This window comes from Acinetobacter lwoffii (assembly GCF_024129685.1).
GTDB classification, from domain to species: Bacteria; Pseudomonadota; Gammaproteobacteria; order Pseudomonadales; family Moraxellaceae; genus Acinetobacter; species Acinetobacter lwoffii_X.
In genome coordinates this window covers 38,634-55,714 of sequence record NZ_JAMXXL010000006.1, presented here as the reverse complement: position 1 = coordinate 55,714, position 17,081 = coordinate 38,634, and the positions used below count along the sequence as shown (strand labels likewise).

Below are 17,081 nucleotides of genomic sequence, written 5' to 3'. Positions count from 1 at the left end.
TAGAATGCGCGTATTGTATGTCTTTTCGCATCATAAAAATAGTTGAAAACCTGACTCTTTGCATCATGCACTAAAATATTGCCATAAAATATTCAACATACTTACCAATGCACCAAAATGAATCATTTTAGATTTACAGCCTCAATTTAATCCGCTATATCTAAGATGAATTGTGTTGCTCTGTCACATTTCTGCATTTCATCGCAATAAATAATCTCTCGTCATAAAAGTTGGCGTGCATCTTGCATCAAATCAGAACTTAAAATTGATTAAATTGCTTTATGAAGATGCCATTGCGCCATTTTAATACAGGAACAAACCCGCGAATGGATCAAATTATTCCGATCGACTATCGTGCTTTAGTGGACAATATGACCACGTGTATCTTATTGATAGACCGCGATCTTAATATTTATTATCTGAATTCTGCCTGTGAAGCCTTATTTGATGTGAGCTTATTCCGCGCGAGCGGCACATCCGTGCTCAATATTTTGCAAAACCCGACAGATGAGTTTAATACCGAAGAAGCCCTGAATAATACTTTAACTACGGGACAGCCTTATACACGCCGCGAAGCCACTATTCTGGTCAACTTTAAAGACATTCATGTTGACTACACTGTTTCTCAGCTAAATCTGGGCAAACCTTATCATCCGCTACTGCTCATCGAACTCAATCCTCGCGATCGCATGTTAAAAATCTCTCGTGAAGAAAATCTGCTGCAACAGCATCAGGTAGCCCGTCAGCTGATTCGCGGTGTTGCGCATGAAATCAAGAATCCCTTGGGTGGCATTCGCGGGGCGACTCAACTCCTGGCACGCAGTTTGAATGATCCACAATACAAAGAATTTACCGACATTATTATTAGCGAAGTGGATCGACTCAGAAATCTGGCCGATACCATGCTCGGTTCACGCCAGCTTCCGAGCTATGAACTGGTCAATGTGCATGAACCTCTGGAACGGGTGCGTTCACTGATTGCCAATCAGACCAAAAAGAAAATCAAGATTACCCGGGATTACGACCTGTCCTTACCGGAAGTTCTGGCAGACCGCGACCAATTGATTCAGGTCATTTTGAATATTTGCGCCAATGCCGTACAGGCCATGACCGAGAACAAGGAGTTCTTTGTCGAACATCAACCGGAACTGATTTTAAGAACCCGGATTCAGCGTCTCTTTACCATTAACGGGGTGATTCACCGCTCTGTAGTAAGGATTGATATTGAAGACAACGGTCCAGGTGTGCCGGAAGAGATTATCGAATCGGTGTTTTATCCGCTGGTCACCAGCCGCGCCAAAGGGACCGGACTGGGCCTCAGTATTGCTCAAAATATTATTCATCAGCACAACGGCATGATCGAGTGTCAGTCCGTGGCTGGAAAAACCGTCTTTAGCTTATATTTACCTTGGGAGTCGAATCATGTCGCGAAATAAAATATGGGTGATTGATGACGATCGCGCCATGCGCTGGGTACTGGAAAAGACCTTTAAAGAGGAAGGTCTGGATGTGACCAGTTTTGAAGAAGCACAATCTGCACTAGACCAACTGAGTCTGGAAGCACCCGATGTGATTTTGACCGATATCCGCATGCCGGGTATTGATGGACTTACCTTCCTGGGCAAGGTTAAACACAGTTATCCTGACCTACCTGTCATTATTATGACGGCGCATTCAGACTTAGAATCGGCTGTTTCTAGCTATCAAACTGGTGCTTTTGAATATCTGCCTAAGCCTTTTGATATTGATGAAGCACTGGCGCTGGTAAATCGTGCAATTTTACATATCACCAAGCTACAGCAACAAGAATCAGCAAAAGCGGCTCCACCAATTCAATCTACCGAAATTATTGGTGAATCGCCTGCCATGCAGGAAGTGTTTCGTGCCATTGGCCGTTTATCACAATCGCATATTACCGTGTTGATTAATGGTGAGTCTGGTACAGGTAAAGAACTGGTAGCGCATGCCCTGCATCGTCATTCACCACGCAGCTCAAAACCTTTTATTGCCCTCAATATGGCGGCGATTCCAAAAGACCTGATCGAAACTGAACTTTTCGGCCATGAGAAAGGTGCATTTACCGGTGCTAATACCCAGCGCCAAGGTCGTTTTGAACAGGCAAATGGCGGTACGCTGTTTTTAGATGAAATTGGCGATATGCCATTTGAGACCCAGACCCGTTTATTGCGTGTCCTAGCCGATGGAGAGTTCTACCGAGTTGGCGGTCATATTCCGGTTAAGGTCGATGTGCGTATCGTGGCTGCAACACATCAGGATTTGGAAAAACTGGTCCATGATGGTCGTTTCCGTGAAGACTTATATCACCGCCTGAATGTAATTCGTATTCATATTCCAAAACTGGCACATCGCAGTGAAGATATTCCGATGCTGGCGCAGCATTTTCTGGCACGTGCCGGTAAAGAACTTGGGGTCAATCCAAAGATATTACGTCCTGAAACCCAAGAATATATGCAGAAATTGCCATGGCAAGGTAATGTGCGTCAACTTGAAAATACCTGTCGCTGGCTGACTGTCATGATCACAGGTCGTGAAGTCTATCCTGAAGACTTGCCACCTGAGCTGAAACAGATTCCAATTCATCAGCAGGATCCGGGTGCGCCAATTCCAACGCTGAACCAGATCGCACCGCATCACTGGGATGAATTGCTGGGTCAATGGGCGATGCAGAAACTCAAAAATGGTGAAATGAAACTTCTGGATGTTGCGACGCCGATGTTTGAACGCACCTTGATTAATGCAGCCTTGCAACAAACCCGTGGCCGTAAACGTCATGCCGCAGAACTTTTAGGTTGGGGTCGCAATACTTTAACGCGCAAGCTTAAAGAACTTGGCATGGATACTACGGATGATGAAATCGAAGAAGAAATAGAAAGTTAATCTTTCCATATAAAAAAGCGCCGATTGGCGCTTTTTTATTGATGATGATTTATGCAGTAAAACCCACATAGCGGAAATACCCATCTATGCCCAGATCAGACTTATATATCAGATAATTTGAATAAGTCGCTTGGGTGATTTCATCCAGCATATTCACCTGATCATCATTGGCATGCAGATCATCTACAGAACGCGGCATGCTGTGCTCGAATTCATCCGTCATATATTCAAAGCCAATATCCATGGCAATAAACAGGGTATGTTCACAAGGTTGCACATACTGCTCTTCTGCCCAATCAATCACGTTGTGCTGACAATGTGGACAGGCAATATTATCAGTGGCCTGAATCGAGAGTGGAATAAGTTGATAAGCCATATAAAAATCAATCTGTTTACTATCCGTATATTTTAGCAAATTTTATGGACTGACTTTATTCAATTAAAAACCTCGACGATAAAAAAAGGAATCTTCAGATTCCCTTTTTGTATTGACAGATATCAATGATCAATTACTTATGAGCAGCCTTATAACGTGATAGTGCGGTGACAGCTACTGCCGATACATACGACCACTGCGGGCAAACTTGCCACAAGAATGCCCGTCGTTCCCAAACCTAATGCCAGAATTTTTCCAGTTAATAATGGTCCAGTCATCGCCCCTAAACGTCCTAGAGAGATCGCACTACCCACACCGGTGACTTTACCTGCGCCTGAATAAAAAATTGGTGAGATCCCATACAGAATAGATTGGCCACCTGTAGAGAAAATACCCCCCATGACTCCCGCCAAAATTAATAACGGAATAGAAGTTGTGGTGAATAGCAATACCAAGGCAACAAACAAGCCACTATAAATGATAGTCGCCATTTGCCAGAGCTTTAAACGGTCCAGTAAATAACCCAGGCTTAGGGTTCCAATGACAGCGCCCACCTGGAACACCAACATCACCAAAAATGCCTGTTGTTTCTGCAAACCTTGTTCCATAAGTAAATTTGGCAACCAGCTAATCAAAATATAATTAATCATCAAGGTAAAAAAGAAACCAACCCAAAGAGGTACTGTATTTTTATACTGGCGCTGCTTGAACAAAACTTCAGCCATGCCCGGCACAGCTTCGCCAGAGACTTGTACCTCCGCATTCACTTTAGGCTTATCTTTAAGAATAAACGCCATCAATGGAATCAGTGCTAAAGGCGTTAATCCCCCAATCAGGAATAAGGTTTGCCATTGAATCTCCGGAAGCAGCATAGCCAGACCAGCAACAAAGATCGTCCCTACCGGCAAACCACAATACATCAGACTATTTAGCTTGCCACGGTTGGCTTCGGTGGCTTCATCACCGACGACTGAAATCATGGTTGGCATTGCCGCACCTAAACCCAAACCAGTAAAGAAACGCGCTGCATATAAAACTTCGATGCTTGGCGCAATTGCAGTCAACGACATGAACAGACCAAAAATAGTCACAGAAAGCATCAGGACTTTCTTTTGTCCTAGATAATCTGCAATACGTCCACCAAAGAATGCGCCAAACAGCATTCCAAAGACACCCAGACTAAATACATAGCCCATTTGGATTTGATCTAAACCAAAGCTTGCTGCAATTCCTTTCGCCGCAATCCCGGGAGCTTGAAGGTCAAAACCTTCAAAAAATGCGACCCAGAAACATAAGAATATCGTTAATATTTTTTGGGCTTTTTCGCTGTATGACTGTGCCATGACTGATCTCCATCAATAATTCACAAACCGTTTAATAGTCTGACGATCCGTTGCATTATTCTTAACCTAATCTTAATAGAGAAATAGCACGACAATAGTCGGGTTTAAGCACATCAGCATGTGTAAATATCATCTAAATTAGACCTAAAAGATTGTATTTATAGACTTAATACATCTTAATAATATTTATTATATATATTTATCAATAACTTAATTTAATAGTAGTTATTTTTAATTCAACGATAGTCAAAACTTATACAAAACTACAAGCCGATAAAAAGCCCGCTTAATGCGGGCTTTTTTAGCGCAAAATCTTAAGCAGATTTCTTTGCTTGTGCATTCTTACGAATTGTAATCATCACCAGTTGAACTGCTGCAGGGGTTACACCTGGAATACGACTGGCTTGCGCCAATGTTTCAGGACGAACATCTTTCAGTTTCAGGGTAATTTCACGGGACAGACCTGACACGATGTCATAATCGAAATCCGCAGGAATACGGGTTTCTTCAAGACGTTTCATTTGTGCGACGTCTTCATGCTGACGATTAATATAACCCGCATATTTCACTGCAATTTCAATTTGCTCACCGACAAATGGTGATACTTCAGAATTGGTTAACTCTGCAATTTGAGCAAATGAAATGTTTGGACGTTTCAACAAATCAATCGCCGAACATTCTTTAGACAGGTCTGCACCGGTCATCTCAACGAATTTCTTACCCATTGGGTTATTTGGTGCGGCCCACAAGTGTTGCAAACGACCTGTTTCTTTTTCCACTGCTTCCATTTTCTCACAGTACACTGCCCAACGCGCGTCATCCACCAGACCCATTTCACGACCAATGGCTGTTAAACGCTGATCTGCGTTATCTTCACGCAGCATCAAACGGTATTCGGCACGTGAGGTGAACATACGGTATGGTTCTTTGGTACCTAATGTGATCAGATCATCGACCAGAACACCCATGTATGCTTCATCACGTTTTGGCGTCCATTGCTCCTGATCCCAAGCACGGCGTGCAGCGTTCAAGCCTGCAAGCAAACCCTGCGCACCCGCTTCTTCATAACCGGTTGTGCCGTTAATTTGACCGGCGAAATACAAGTTATTAATTGCTTTGGTTTCAAGGGTAAATTTCAACGCTTGTGGGTTGAAATAATCGTATTCAATGGCATAGCCCGGACGAAGAATGTGCGCATTTTCCATACCACGGATCGAGCGAACCAGTTCAAACTGAACGTCGAACGGTAAAGAAGTCGAAATACCATTTGGATAAAGCTCATGTGTATCCAAGCCTTCAGGCTCCAAGAAGACTTGGTGAGAATCTTTATCGGCAAAACGGTGAATCTTATCTTCAATCGATGGGCAATAACGTGGTCCAACACCTTCGATCACACCCGTGTACATCGGTGAACGGTCTAAACCGCCACGAATGATTTCATGCGTGCGTTCATTGGTATGCGTGATATAGCAATTTACCTGCTCAGGATGCATAGACACATCCCCCATGAATGACATGGTCGGAGATGGGAAATCACCCGGCTGTGGTGTCATCACAGAGAAATCCACTGAACGCGCGTCAATACGTGGTGGTGTACCTGTTTTTAAACGACCTACTGGCAAGTTTAATTCACGCAAACGATGTGCAAGTGAAATAGATGGCGGATCACCAGCACGACCACCGCTAGATTTCTCCAGACCAACGTGGATGACACCACCTAAGAATGTACCTGCTGTCAGCACCACAGTTTTCGCATCAAAACGGATACCCATTTGGGTAACCACACCTTTAACGGTATCGCCTTCAACAATCAGGTCATCTGCGGCTTGCTGAAAAATATCAAGGTTTGCTTGGTTTTCTAATGTTTCGCGAATAGCCGCTTTATAACGTACACGGTCCGCCTGCGCACGTGTTGCACGTACTGCAGCACCTTTACGCGAGTTCAAAATACGGAATTGAATACCGCCTTTATCGGCAGCCAGTGCCATCGCACCGCCCAAGGCATCAATTTCACGCACCAAATGCGATTTACCAATACCACCGATGGCCGGGTTACAGCTCATCTGCCCTAAAGTCTCAATGTTATGAGTTAAGAGTAAAGTCTGTCGACCCATACGCGCTGCAGCCAGAGCCGCTTCCGTACCGGCGTGACCGCCACCGATAACAATGACATCGTATACTTTAGGATAATGCATAGTGGTAATTGAGAGATAAAAAAGAATAGCTGAGCATTATAGCAAATTTCACTCTAAAGTAGACAAATTCAGTTGAATTTATCCTGAGATAAATCGCACTTAACTCGCATAACAATAAAGCACTGTAATTTAACTTTGCAGAGGAACTATATAAATTAAACATATAAGCTGAGAAATTTACTCGATTTGCATTGTTTAATCTCGCGCATTTTTTAATCTATATGTTGGTTACATTACAAACAAAGGTATAAAAGATGAATAAGAATATTTTCCTCTCAACCGTTCTATGTGGTTTATGTTTTGCGCCATTTGCTGCATCAGCGAATGATAAGGTCGAAACCATTTATAATGCACAAAAGTACCAACAGGTTTGTAAAGGCAAATCCCAAGGTGCACAAGTCAGTTTTGCCTATCGCGGCATTATCTGGAATGGTACCTGTGAGCCGCAGTTTTTCGCTTCATCCAAAAATGCTTCAATCAAAGGCGATGAAGCCGAACTCATGAGTACCTGTAGCGGCAACAGTGGTGCGACTACTGCCACCATCAATGGTGCCGAAGTCAAAGGTAAATGTGCATTAAGCTTTATGCCACCACGCCCTCAGGGACAATCTCAGATGCAAAGCCAACCGATGCAGCCACATATGCAAAACCAGCCTATGCAGCATCAGATGAACCAGCCAGCACAGCCTGATTCACCAATGCAAGGCCAGCCAGGTATGTAGCCGATATATATCTAAATAGTCTAGATTTCAAGTAAAAGCTTTGACGGGCAAAGTGACTGCATTTTGCCCGTTTTTTATTGCTTATTTATTCATCTAGGCTAAACTAGAAATATACCTATAAATGTATAATAAAAAGGCAAATTCATGGATTCGGGGTTTTTTAGCGTTTTTTTGCCAATTACATTGGCAATTATGATGATGGGGCTGGGGCTAGAACTCACTATCAAAGATTTCCTGCGCTTAAGTCGCTATCCTAAAGTCATTTTTATTACTTTATTTGCGCAGTTAGTCCTATTACCCAGCGTTGCTTTTTTTATTTGTCTGATTTTGGACTTGCCCGCTTTGCTTGCTGTAGGTCTGATGTTGCTAGCCGCCTCACCTGGTGGCCCAACCGCGAACCTATTTAGCTACATATATAAAGGTGATGTGGCACTGAATATTACTCTAACCGCCATTAATACCATCATCTCTATTTTTACCCTGCCCTTTATTATCAATCTGTCCTTACACTACTTTATGAGTCATGGCTCAAACGTGACTTTTCCAGTTGAAAAGATTATGCAGGTCTTTTTAATTACCTTGATTCCCGTGATCATGGGTATGCTGCTTCGGGCCAAATTTCCAAACCTGTCAATTACTGTCAGCAGGCCCATGCGCTTACTCTCTATCGGTTTTCTAACCATCCTATTGATATTCGCCATTTTCAGAGAACGTTCGAATTTGGTCGAATACTTTGCCAATATTGGTGCAGCAACTGCGATTTTATGTTTTTCCAGCCTGTTTATTGGCTATTGCATTCCTTTACTCATGGGTATTCCAGAGAAAATGGCACGCGCTTGTACCTTTGAAATTGGCATTCATAACACTGCCATTGCGCTGACGATTGCGATATCGGTCTTAAATAATGTCACGATGGCTATTCCTGCAGGCATTTATACAATTTTCATGTACAGTTTCGCCACTATTTTCGGTGTGCTGATTAGTCGCCAGCAAGTGGTGTATAGCAATAAAAGTCGTTTATCAGATTTGTAATTTATTTGGCTGATTCTGCTATAAGGCTGTATGCTTTTCCAAAGAAAATCAGAAATATTAAAACAATTTTCGACAAGGAGCATACAGATGGATTCTGGCCTTATAACGATATTACTGCCACTGGCACTTGCAATCATCATGATGGGGCTTGGCCTTGAACTAACGCCTCGGGACTTTAGCCGTGTCACTCGCCACCCTAAAGCCGTATTTATAGCATTGTTCTGTCAACTGGTTATTCTGGTTGGCATTGCCTTTTTACTCTGCAAGCTATTCGCTTTAACCCCATTACTCTCAGTCGGGTTGATGCTCTTGGCGGCTTCGCCCGGGGGTGCAACAGCCAACCTGTTTAGCTATCTGTTTAAAGGTGACTTAGCCCTCAATATCACTTTGACTGCTATCAACTCAGTCATCGCAGCGATTACCTTACCTTTAATTATTAATTTTTCGATCATGCATTTTATGCAGGATAGCCAGCAAGTTAGCCTGCAATTCGGCAAGATTCTGCAAGTCTTTGCGATCATCCTGATTCCGGTGGGAATTGGCATGTTGATTCGGCGCTATGCACCAGGCGTGACAGCAAAACTGAATCGGCCGCTGCGGATTTTTTCGATTGGCTTTTTGGTGCTGATTATTATTGCCACACTCATCAAAGAGCGCAGCAATATCGGTGAATACTTGACCCAGGTGGGTCTGGCGACTGCCTTGTTCTGCATCCTGAGCCTGAGTATTGGTTATCTGATTCCGCGACTACTGAATATTAATAGCGCTCAAGCCCGTGCCAGCGCATTTGAGATTGGCATTCATAACAGTACCCTCGCCATGACTATTGCCCTGACCGTGATTGGCAGTGCTGCTGTGGCAATGCCGGCTGCGGTTTATTCTATTTTTATGTATATTTTTGCTGCAATTTTTGGCAGCTTGTTGAATCGGCTTGCACCACTCCCGGCGCAAACACCCCTAACAAATCTGGATTAGACAACATCTGAAGATATTTAAAGGATGCCTCAGGCATCCTTTTTATTTTGGGAATGGATCAAGAAGATAGCAGCGCTGAGTCTGAACTTCCGTTACAATAGCTTTTTGAAAAATGTATAAAGGTTATTTCTGTGAAGTGGTTACAAATTCATATTACGGTTGAACAGGCTCAGGTTGATTTTACTGAGACATTACTCAGCTCGCTAGGCGCAGTGAGTGTGACTCTGGATGATGCTGAAAACCAGGATTTGCTGGAACCACTTCCAGGTGAAACACCACTCTGGAATAAAGTGATTGTGACTGGTATTTATGCGCAGGAAGAAGGCGAAGAAATTGATGTTACCGCACTAGAAACCTTTATTCGTGCACAAATGCCAGATGCTCCGATCCGTCATGAGTTGATTGAAGATCAGGCTTGGGAACGTACCTGGATGGATGCCTATGAGCCTATTCAGATTGCTGATAAATACTGGATCGTACCGGAGTGGATGGAAGCACCTGATGCCGATGCGGTAAACATCAAGCTTGATCCAGGTCTGGCTTTCGGAACAGGCAACCATGCTTCAACTTTCCTGTGCTTACAATGGCTCGGCAAGATTGATGTGAAAGATAAAATTGTCATCGATTATGGCTGTGGCTCAGGCATTCTCGCGGTAGCTGCACTCTTATTAGGTGCGAAAAAAGCATATGCCACGGATATCGATCCACAAGCTGTACTGGCCACCCAGCAAAACGCTGAACTGAATGGCGTACTGGACAAGCTTTATGTCGGACTGCCAGAAGAATTTAGAGATGAACTCGGCAATACCAAAGCTGACGTATTTGTTGCCAATATTCTGGCAGCACCACTGATGATGCTGGCTCCTGAGTTCGCTACTTTAATTAAATCTGAGGGACAGTTCGCACTTGCTGGAGTTATCGAAGAGCAAGTTGCTGATGTTACTAGCATTTACTCAAATTATTTTGATATATTAGAGGTAGAAAAACGAGATGAGCACTGGTGCCGTATCTCGGGTAAACGCCATAAGAACGAATGAGCCTATAAATAATCCATGAGTGACAAAAGAACCCATTGCCCTACCTGTTCCACCACCTATAAGGTCACAGTTGCTCAACTCACCGTTGCGCAGGGTATGGTTTGCTGTCCCAAATGTACTACTTCGTTTAATGCCTTATCGCATTTGGTGACCGAAACCCGGAATTCGGTCACCGCCCCAATGTCTCAGGCTCAGTCGAACTCCAGCGAATTCAGCAAAACTGATGCTCAAAATAGACCAGGTGTTTATCACACGGATCAGCAGCATCGTCATAGCCTGCTACAGATTTTTGATCAAAAAGTTGAACATTCCAATATTGACCTGGAAACTTATTTAAATAACCTGAATTATTTCAGTACCGAGCCGATTTCAGTCCTGCCGAGCATGAACTGGGAAGATCAGGCAGAAAAGCAGACTAAACGCGGGCCAATGTATTATATAGGCTGGAGTTTACTCAATCTGTCACTATTCAGCCTATTGCTGTTTCAATTCTTCTGGTTCAATCCACAATACATCAAAAACAGTCACGTCATGAGTCTGGCTTTTAACAGCGCATGTGAAGTATTTAATTGTTCAAATCTGGAAAAATACTACACGCTGATTCAGGCCAATAAAGTCAAAATCAAGGCAACCGGTAATAATGAAGCTGAGTTTAGCGGTGAGTTGATCAACTTTCATGACCGTAGCCTAGCCTTACCGATTTTAAGAATCAATCTGGAACATCGCGGTGAAGTGATTGCAACTTATAACCTGTCCTCCGAAGAGTACCTGATTGAAAGTCTGGTCAATATTCAGCGCATCCCAAAAAACAGCCCGTTTAAATTCAAATTTAAGCTTCCAGTCGATCGCAAAAGCTTTGATCGCTATACTTTGGAAATAATTCGCCCCTAATCTGCTGAGAAAGCATTAAAAAATTAAAAAAAGTTAAAAAAAATGCAGTTTTCTTGCTCACTTTTGCTTAGACAATGGTATGATACGCGCCACGAAAGCTATGTGCTGCAACTCCTCGCGACTTTTTCACAACAAATACAGTCTTGCCTAATGCGCTATAAAATTTATTGCGTATCGTGCAGATTTTTTTGTTTTGATTTTGGTCAGTAACAAAACTTTAACTATTGTTACGCTTATTTTTCGACCAAATCGCAGAGATGTGTCAAGCTACAGGCTCAATGTAATGACTAAGTTTTAGAACTTCCGTTTTAGGATCTAAAATGGAGTTCATTTCAATTTCTAGACCACTTTTATATATCACTTTACCCAAGTGATATTTGTTTTTCGGATTAATTCGCATGAATAGCAAATCTCCTATTTTTACTGCACAATCTGATGTTGCTTTACGTATCCACGTAGATCGCGCAGTTCGCCACTATTTTGCACAACTGCAGGGCGAGCAACCATCTCAGGTATACGACATGGTGCTAGCAGAAATGGAGAAACCTCTTCTATCTGTAGTTCTAGAATATACACGTGGTAACCAAACACGTGCTGCCGAGATTCTCGGACTCAACCGTGGTACTTTACGTAAAAAGTTAAAAGCTCACGGTTTAATGAGTGAATAAATGATAAAATGCTTGCGGCTTCCGCAGGCATTTTTTTTAACCTGTAAATTGCTGATTTTGTTTTATTCTGTTCCTTGAAAACTGTGACGAAGATCATGACTATTAAACGCGCTTTAATCTCTGTGTCTGACAAGACTGGTATTGTTGAATTTGCACAAGAACTTGCTGCTCTAGGGGTAGAAATTTTATCTACAGGTGGTACCTACAAATTGTTGAAAGACAATAATGTGGCTGTAGTTGAAGTTTCGGAGCATACAGGTTTTCCAGAGATGATGGACGGCCGTGTAAAAACACTACATCCGAAAATTCATGGAGGTATCCTGGCTCGTCGTGGTCTAGACGAAGCTGTGATGGCTGAACACAACATTGATGCTATTGATTTAGTCGTTGTAAACCTTTATCCATTTGCTGCAACAGTAGCAAAACCAAACTGTTCACTTGCTGATGCCATCGAAAACATCGACATCGGTGGTCCTACCATGGTTCGTGCTGCGGCAAAAAACCATGCATCTGTAGGTATCATCGTAAATGCATCTGACTATGCAACTGTAGTTGCCGAGCTTAAAGCTGAGGGTGCTTTATCTCATGCAACTCGTTTCGACCTAGCGGTGAAAGCATTTGAACATACTGCTCAATATGACGGCATGATCGCTTCTTACTTAGGCGCTCGCGTAGGTAAAGAAGAAGGTCAAGCAGACAAATTTGCACGTACTTTCAATACCCAATTAAACAAAGTTCAAGACCTTCGTTACGGTGAGAACCCACATCAAGCTGCTGCATTCTATGTAGAAGACACAGCGACTGAAGCTTCTGTTTCAACAGCGAAACAGCTTCAAGGTAAAGAACTCTCTTATAACAACATCGCAGATACTGATGCAGCACTTGAATGTGTGAAATCATTTGCGAAGCCTGCTTGTGTGATCGTTAAACACGCTAACCCATGTGGCGTTGCAGTATCTTTAGACGGTATTCAAGCAGCTTATGATCTTGCGTATGCAACAGATCCTGAATCTGCTTTCGGTGGCATCATTGCATTCAACCGTGAATTAGACGTTGCAACTGCACAAGCGATTGTAGATCGTCAATTCGTTGAAGTGATCATTGCACCGAGCGTTGCTGAAGGCGTTCTTGAAGTAACAGGCGCGAAGAAAAACGTACGCGTACTTGTATGTGGCGAACTTCCAGCAATCGATGCGCGTCAATCGCAACTTGACTACAAACGCGTAAACGGTGGTTTGTTAGTTCAAGATCAAGACTTGGGCATGATCACTAAAGATGATCTTAAAGTAGTCACCAAACGTGCGCCGACTGAACAAGAAATCGATGACATGATCTTCGCTTGGAAAGTAGCGAAATACGTAAAATCTAACGCGATTGTGTATGCTAAAAACCGTCAAACCATTGGTGTCGGCGCTGGCCAAATGAGCCGTGTAAACTCAGCTCGTATTGCTGCAATCAAAGCTGAACATGCTGGCTTAGTAGTTGAAGGTGCGGTAATGGCATCTGACGCATTCTTCCCATTCCGTGATGGTATTGATAACGCTGCGAAAGCGGGTATCAAATGCATTATCCAACCGGGTGGTTCTATGCGTGATGAAGAAACGATTGCTGCGGCTGACGAAGCTGGTATTGCAATGGTGTTCACTGGTATGCGTCACTTCCGTCACTAATTAATTTTAAATCCTCCCTAGCCCTCCTTAATAAAGGAGGGTTTTCTATATCATAGTAGAGCGAAGGGAGTCCCCCTTTTATCAAAGGGGGATTTAGGGGGATTCTATTTCAGAAGGATTTTTTTTAATGAATATTTTAGTTTTGGGTAATGGTGGTCGTGAACATGCACTTGCATGGAAAATCGCGCAAGATGATAAAGTCGCAAAAGTATTTGTAGCACCGGGTAATGCAGGTACTGCAACAGAAAATAAATGCGAAAATGTTGCCTTAAATATTTTAGACAATGCTGCGATTATCGACTTTGCAAAAAGCAATGCGGTTGATTTAGTGGTTGTTGGTCCTGAAGCACCACTTGTAAATGGTGTTGTAGATGCATGCCGTGAAGCTGGCGTTAAAATTTGGGGTCCAACTCAATTTGCTGCGCAGCTTGAAGGCTCTAAAGCATTCGCTAAACACTTCCTTAAACGCCATAACATTCCAACGGCTTTCTATGACGTATTTACTGAAGTAGATGCTGCGAAAGCATTTGTTGAGAAAAATGGTGCGCCAATCGTGATCAAGGCTGATGGTCTTGCTGCAGGTAAAGGCGTAATCGTTGCCATGACCAATCAAGAAGCATTTGCAGCAATTGATGACATGCTTGCAGGTAACAAGTTTGGCGATGCAGGTTCTCGCGTTGTGATCGAAGAATTCCTTGCGGGTGAAGAAGCATCTTTCATTTGTATGATTGATGGCGACAACATCTTGCCAATGGCAACATCGCAAGACCATAAGCGTATTTTTGAAGGCGACCAAGGTCCGAACACCGGCGGTATGGGTGCTTACTCTCCTGCACCTGTTGTGACTGCTGATGTGTTTGAAAAAACCATGAATGAAGTGATGCGTCCTACCGTTGAAGGTATGAAAAAAGACGGTCACGTTTACACTGGTTTCTTATACGCTGGCTTGATGATTGACGACAAAGGTCAACCAAAAGTAATCGAGTTTAACTGTCGTTTTGGTGACCCTGAAACTCAACCGATCATGATGCGTTTAAAATCATCTTTGGTGGATCTCGTTGAAGCTGGTATCGCAGGTAACTTACCTGCTGAAGCTGAATGGGATGAGCGCAAGACTGTTGGTATCGTTTTAGCGTCAAAAGGCTACCCAGAAACTTCAAGCAATGGTGATGTGATTTCAGGCTTAGACACTGAAATGACTGATGCGAAAGTGTTCCATGCAGGTACTAAAGCCAATGAAAATGGCGATATCGTCACTGCTGGTGGTCGTGTACTTTGCGTGACTGCACTGGGTAATACCATTGGTGAAGCACAAGCAAAAGCTTTAGAACTTTGCCAAAAAGTAACGTTCGACGGCGTTCAATATCGTAAAGACATTGGTTACCGTGCGATTGCGCGTGAAAATGCTTAATTTTATTTAAGTATAAAAACCCCGATTCTTTCGGGGTTTTTTTATTTGCTTATACAATCCACAGAACTATTCATACGCCTATAAATAATTTACTCTTTTGCACATCACTAAAATAAGATGTTAAATATATGCATATTTGGAAATACTGCTGGGAATGTAAGCACGATACTCCACAAAATAGATTAAATTTGAAAATCTATCCGAGAGCTATTGAAGGCTTTTCAAAAAATATAACTAATAATCAAGCGAAATCTATATGGACTTATAGCATCGATGCTTATCAATTTACCCAATGCCAAAAATGCAATGCACCCTCCTTACATATAGATTCATTTCATATAAAAGAGATCGATTTGGATCTTAAACAAAAAGTCACTTCGATTAAATCTGATTTGGAAACTTCAGGTAAATCTGATTCTTACCATGTAAAGAGTATGAGCTTTCCTAGATTCAATAGCTCCTTATTGCTAGAGAAAAAATGGTCTTTCAATCTACCTAAAGATGATATGTTGCTCTTCTTTGAAATCGTTCAAGCTTATGAACAAGGATTATTTATTTTAGCTCTTTCGGGAATTCGAACTCTAGTAGATAGATACTTAGTAAAAAAGGTAGGCGATAAAGGTGGGTTTGAAACAAAACTAAAAAAAATGTTGGATGACAAACATATTAGTAAGACACAATATGAAATATTAAATACGATTATTGAGGGTGGAAATGCTTCTAACCATAGAGGCTTTAGACCTGAAGAGGAAATGGTAAAAACATTTTTAGACGTAGTCGAGGATATAATATCTTTGGACTATAAAACGAAACAGTTTAATGAGTTTAAAGAGCAAATCCCTAAACGAAACTAAAAAATCGTAACCAAATTAAGATACCTAATGACTATTCACCTTCAAACCCCTCGCCTGATCCTGCGCCAATGGCAAGACTCCGACACTGCGCCATTTATCCAAATGTGTGCAGATGACGAGGTCATGCGCTACTTCCCTAAAAAAATCGATGCGAGTGAAGCAACTGCATTTCTTGAACGTATTCGTACTGCCATAGAAACACGTGGATGGGGACTCTTTGCCGTAGAACTCAAAGCTACAGGCGAATTCATCGGTTTTATTGGCTTACACGTGCATCCATCTGAATTTGAAATTGCCGATGCACCTGAAATTGGCTGGCGCTTGCTACCGCAATATTGGAACCAAGGCTATGCTACTGAAGGAGCCAAAGCAGTACTAAAATATGCCTTTAGAACCCTGCGCCTAGAGAAAGTCATTTCTTTTACTGCCTGCATCAACACGCCCTCAGAACGTGTCATGCAAAACATTGGCTTAGAAAAAGTAAGAGAGTTTGACCATCCACTTGTACCTGCCGATCATATCTTGTGTAGACACGTACTCTATGAAAAACAGCGTTCGGATTATCTGTATATTCCCTTTTGTTAAAACAAGCTTGCAGTATCATGACCTGAGGAAACCAAGATCAGATACTGACTCGCTTAGTTAATATAAAGGAAAGATTTATCTCGTTAATGATCGAATTTTCTTCATTTCCCAAAAAATCAGATATTTTTTTATATTTATCTATATGCATTTTTTATATTTCTATCTTACAAAATCTTATAAAGATCACTATTTAAACACATCCATTAAAACTATATTTTCAATATAAATAATATATTGTTTTAATTAACATTTTGTTTAAAAGATCTTTTTTTATATTCGACTAAAGAGATAAGCAAGGCTTTTTTATCCAGTATATCGAATATAGATTTATTGCTATGATATCCGCAACTTCAGAGCACTCAAACCTTGCCATGTACTTATAAAATATCTATTTTCTCTCTCCAAATAGATTAAATACATCAGA

14 protein-coding genes and 1 pseudogene are annotated in these 17,081 nt (G+C 42.1%); 12 read left to right on the top strand and 3 right to left on the bottom strand.

The features are described 5' to 3' along the window. Positions 1-326: 326 nt before the first annotated feature. The gene (gene glnL / locus NI464_RS04415) at positions 327-1,436 is read left to right on the top strand and encodes a nitrogen regulation protein NR(II) (protein WP_005107202.1); all 1,110 of its coding nucleotides are present in this window, start codon (positions 327-329) and stop codon (positions 1,434-1,436) included. Continuing rightward, positions 1,423-2,898 carry a nitrogen regulation protein NR(I) gene (gene glnG, locus NI464_RS04410; RefSeq protein WP_004279889.1) on the top strand — a complete coding sequence of 492 codons (1,476 nt, stop codon included), beginning with the start codon at positions 1,423-1,425 and terminating at the stop codon, positions 2,896-2,898. Before glnL ends, glnG begins: the two co-directional genes overlap by 14 nt. Positions 2,899-2,947: 49 nt before the next feature. On the opposite strand, the gene NI464_RS04405 is transcribed toward glnG, so the two are convergent. The 3 genes and pseudogenes from NI464_RS04405 to mnmG all read right to left on the bottom strand — a co-directional run bounded on the left by NI464_RS04405 (position 2,948) and on the right by mnmG (position 6,812). Next, entirely contained in the window at positions 2,948-3,274 is a 327-nt protein-coding gene (locus NI464_RS04405) for a hypothetical protein (protein ID WP_004279890.1), read from the bottom strand. A gap of 133 nt (positions 3,275-3,407) precedes the next feature. Beyond that, positions 3,408-4,617: pseudogene (gene mhpT, locus NI464_RS04400) on the bottom strand (3-(3-hydroxy-phenyl)propionate transporter MhpT). 314 nt (positions 4,618-4,931) lie between these two features. Beyond that, a complete protein-coding gene (gene mnmG, locus NI464_RS04395; RefSeq protein WP_004279892.1) occupies positions 4,932-6,812 on the bottom strand; it encodes a tRNA uridine-5-carboxymethylaminomethyl(34) synthesis enzyme MnmG in 1,881 nt (626 codons plus the stop codon). 254 nt (positions 6,813-7,066) lie between these two features. Here mnmG and NI464_RS04390 point away from each other — a divergent pair, with 254 nt between their 5' ends. The 10 genes from NI464_RS04390 (at position 7,067) to NI464_RS04345 (ending at position 16,657) form a co-directional block, all read left to right on the top strand. Further along, the gene (locus NI464_RS04390) at positions 7,067-7,534 is read left to right on the top strand and encodes a hypothetical protein (RefSeq protein WP_253137837.1); all 468 of its coding nucleotides are present in this window, start codon (positions 7,067-7,069) and stop codon (positions 7,532-7,534) included. A gap of 144 nt (positions 7,535-7,678) precedes the next feature. Continuing rightward, the gene (locus NI464_RS04385; protein ID WP_253137836.1) at positions 7,679-8,566 is read left to right on the top strand and encodes a bile acid:sodium symporter family protein; all 888 of its coding nucleotides are present in this window, start codon (positions 7,679-7,681) and stop codon (positions 8,564-8,566) included. An 87-nt stretch (positions 8,567-8,653) separates the two neighbouring features. Then, the gene (locus NI464_RS04380; protein ID WP_253137835.1) at positions 8,654-9,541 is read left to right on the top strand and encodes a bile acid:sodium symporter family protein; all 888 of its coding nucleotides are present in this window, start codon (positions 8,654-8,656) and stop codon (positions 9,539-9,541) included. Positions 9,542-9,672: 131 nt separating this feature from the next. Then, complete coding sequence (gene prmA, locus NI464_RS04375; RefSeq protein WP_004646702.1) at positions 9,673-10,578, top strand: 50S ribosomal protein L11 methyltransferase; 906 nt, start codon at positions 9,673-9,675, stop codon at positions 10,576-10,578. A 15-nt stretch (positions 10,579-10,593) separates the two neighbouring features. After that, the gene (locus NI464_RS04370) at positions 10,594-11,469 is read left to right on the top strand and encodes a DUF3426 domain-containing protein (protein ID WP_253137834.1); all 876 of its coding nucleotides are present in this window, start codon (positions 10,594-10,596) and stop codon (positions 11,467-11,469) included. A gap of 398 nt (positions 11,470-11,867) precedes the next feature. Then, complete coding sequence (gene fis, locus NI464_RS04365) at positions 11,868-12,137, top strand: DNA-binding transcriptional regulator Fis (protein WP_001086304.1); 270 nt, start codon at positions 11,868-11,870, stop codon at positions 12,135-12,137. A gap of 95 nt (positions 12,138-12,232) precedes the next feature. Next, positions 12,233-13,807, top strand: coding sequence for a bifunctional phosphoribosylaminoimidazolecarboxamide formyltransferase/IMP cyclohydrolase (gene purH, locus NI464_RS04360; RefSeq protein WP_004646700.1), 1,575 nt, complete (start codon positions 12,233-12,235; stop codon positions 13,805-13,807). A gap of 127 nt (positions 13,808-13,934) precedes the next feature. After that, positions 13,935-15,218, top strand: coding sequence for a phosphoribosylamine--glycine ligase (gene purD / locus NI464_RS04355; protein ID WP_253113393.1), 1,284 nt, complete (start codon positions 13,935-13,937; stop codon positions 15,216-15,218). 128 nt (positions 15,219-15,346) lie between these two features. Then, on the top strand, positions 15,347-16,072 hold the full coding sequence (locus tag NI464_RS04350) for a DUF4145 domain-containing protein (RefSeq protein ID WP_219309566.1): 726 nt from the start codon (positions 15,347-15,349) through the stop codon (positions 16,070-16,072). 27 nt (positions 16,073-16,099) lie between these two features. Beyond that, complete coding sequence (locus NI464_RS04345; protein ID WP_253137833.1) at positions 16,100-16,657, top strand: GNAT family N-acetyltransferase; 558 nt, start codon at positions 16,100-16,102, stop codon at positions 16,655-16,657. Positions 16,658-17,081 lie beyond the last annotated feature (424 nt).

Bases quoted from the DNA above. Each gene is read 5' to 3' on its own strand.
- NI464_RS04390 (WP_253137837.1), top strand. From the start codon at position 7,067: ATGAATAAGAATATTTTCCTCTCAACCGTTCTATGTGGTTTATGTTTT.
- fis (WP_001086304.1), top strand. From the start codon at position 11,868: ATGAATAGCAAATCTCCTATTTTTACTGCACAATCTGATGTTGCTTTA.
- NI464_RS04405 (WP_004279890.1), bottom strand. From the start codon at position 3,274: ATGGCTTATCAACTTATTCCACTCTCGATTCAGGCCACTGATAATATT.
- glnL (WP_005107202.1), top strand. From the start codon at position 327: ATGGATCAAATTATTCCGATCGACTATCGTGCTTTAGTGGACAATATG.
- mnmG (WP_004279892.1), bottom strand. From the start codon at position 6,812: ATGCATTATCCTAAAGTATACGATGTCATTGTTATCGGTGGCGGTCAC.
- purH (WP_004646700.1), top strand. From the start codon at position 12,233: ATGACTATTAAACGCGCTTTAATCTCTGTGTCTGACAAGACTGGTATT.
- NI464_RS04370 (WP_253137834.1), top strand. From the start codon at position 10,594: ATGAGTGACAAAAGAACCCATTGCCCTACCTGTTCCACCACCTATAAG.
- NI464_RS04350 (WP_219309566.1), top strand. From the start codon at position 15,347: ATGCATATTTGGAAATACTGCTGGGAATGTAAGCACGATACTCCACAA.
- purD (WP_253113393.1), top strand. From the start codon at position 13,935: ATGAATATTTTAGTTTTGGGTAATGGTGGTCGTGAACATGCACTTGCA.
- NI464_RS04385 (WP_253137836.1), top strand. From the start codon at position 7,679: ATGGATTCGGGGTTTTTTAGCGTTTTTTTGCCAATTACATTGGCAATT.
- NI464_RS04345 (WP_253137833.1), top strand. From the start codon at position 16,100: ATGACTATTCACCTTCAAACCCCTCGCCTGATCCTGCGCCAATGGCAA.
- NI464_RS04380 (WP_253137835.1), top strand. From the start codon at position 8,654: ATGGATTCTGGCCTTATAACGATATTACTGCCACTGGCACTTGCAATC.
- glnG (WP_004279889.1), top strand. From the start codon at position 1,423: ATGTCGCGAAATAAAATATGGGTGATTGATGACGATCGCGCCATGCGC.